Below are 1,681 nucleotides of genomic sequence, written 5' to 3'. Positions count from 1 at the left end.
ATGAAGGTACTCGTACCTGTCAAGCGCGTGATTGACTACAACGTGAAGGTTCGCGTTAAGGCGGACGGGAGCGGTGTCGATCTGGCGAATGTGAAGATGTCGATGAACCCGTTCGACGAGATTGCGGTGGAAGAGGCGATCCGCCTGAAGGAGGCCGGGAAGGCTGAGGAGGTCGTGGCGGTGTCGATCGGGGTCAAGCAGGCGCAGGAGACGCTGCGCACGGCGCTGGCGATGGGCGCGGACCGGGCGATCCTGGTCGAGGCGGCGGATGACGTTCACACCGATATCGAGCCGCTGGCCGTGGCCAGGATCCTGGCCAAGGTGGTCGAGGAGGAACAGCCGGGCCTTGTCCTGACGGGCAAGCAGGCGATCGACAACGACATGAACGCCACCGGGCAGATGCTGTCGGCGCTGCTGGGCTGGAGCCAGGCGATGTATGCCAACGAGATCGACATCGACGGCGATGCGGCGGTCGTCACCCGCGAGGTGGATGGCGGGTTGCAGACGATCAGGGTCAAGCTGCCGACGATCATCTCGACCGATCTGCGCCTGAACGAGCCGCGCTATGCGTCGCTGCCCAACATCATGAAGGCCAAGAAGAAGCCGCTGGAGGAGAAGACGGCGGCCGATTACGGCGTCGACGTGACGCCGCGACTGGAGATCGTGGGCACCTCGGAACCCGAGGCGCGCAAGGCCGGCGAGATCGTGGGCTCGGTGGACGAGCTGGTGTCGAAACTCAAGGAAGCGGGGGCTGTGTGATGGCTGTACTCCTGATTGCCGAAATCAACGATGGGGCGCTGGCGATGGATGCCACCGCCAAGGCCGTGTCCGCTGCCGGGAAACTGGGCGACGTGACGGTTCTGTGCGCGGGCGCGAGCTGTGCCGCGGCCGCGTCCGAGGCCGCCACGATCGACGGCGTGGCCAAAGTGCTGTGCGCCGAGGATGCGCTTTACGGTCACCGCCTGGCCGAGCCGGTCTCCGCGCTGATCGTCGGCCTTGCGGGCGACTACAGCCATATCGTGGCGCCCGCGACGACGGACGCCAAGAACATCCTGCCGCGGGTGGCCGCGCTTCTGGATGCGATGGTGATCACGGATGTGACCGCCGTTGTGGATGCCGACACGTTTGAGCGCCCGATTTATGCCGGCAACGCGATTCAGACGGTAAAGTCGAAAGATGAAAAGAAGGTTATCAGCTTCCGGACATCGACCTTCGAGGCCGCGGGCACCGGCAATTCGGCGTCTGTCGAGACCATCGCCGCCGCCGCCGATCCGGCGCTGTCGGAATGGGTGGCCGACAAGGTTGCCGAAAGCGACCGCCCCGAGCTGACTTCGGCGGGTGTCGTGGTGTCGGGCGGGCGCGGCGTGGGCTCGCAGGAGGACTTCGCGCTGATCGAGAAGCTGGCCGACAAGCTGGGCGCTGCCGTTGGGGCGTCGCGCGCGGCGGTCGATTCGGGCTTTGCGCCGAACGACTGGCAGGTGGGCCAGACCGGCAAGGTGGTCGCCCCCGACCTCTATGTCGCCATCGGCATCTCGGGCGCGATCCAGCATCTCGCGGGGATGAAGGACTCCAAGATCATCGTCGCCATCAACAAGGACGAAGAGGCCCCCATCTTCCAGGTCGCCGATTACGGCCTCGTCGCAGACCTCTTCACTGCCGTCCCGGAACTCACAGAGAAACT

2 protein-coding genes are annotated in these 1,681 nt (G+C 65.3%); both read left to right on the top strand.

What is annotated here, in order from left to right; translation table 11 throughout:
- On the top strand, positions 1-759 hold the full coding sequence (locus BUB53_RS22150) for an electron transfer flavoprotein subunit beta/FixA family protein (RefSeq protein WP_073038248.1): 759 nt from the start codon (positions 1-3) through the stop codon (positions 757-759).
- Positions 759-1,681: electron transfer flavoprotein subunit alpha/FixB family protein (locus BUB53_RS22145; RefSeq protein ID WP_073038246.1), on the top strand; the 923-nt coding region annotated here is incomplete at its 3' end. The genes BUB53_RS22150 and BUB53_RS22145, both read left to right, overlap by 1 nt.

The sequence above is a fragment of the Roseovarius pacificus genome (genome assembly GCF_900142665.1).
GTDB lineage: Bacteria > Pseudomonadota > Alphaproteobacteria > Rhodobacterales > Rhodobacteraceae > Roseovarius > Roseovarius pacificus.
Note: the sequence above shows the minus strand (reverse complement) of the source record. Positions and strands in the feature narration are given on the sequence as shown.

Excerpts from the sequence above, each read along its gene's own strand:
- BUB53_RS22150 (WP_073038248.1), top strand. The coding sequence starts at position 1 with ATGAAGGTACTCGTACCTGTCAAGCGCGTGATTGACTACAACGTGAAG.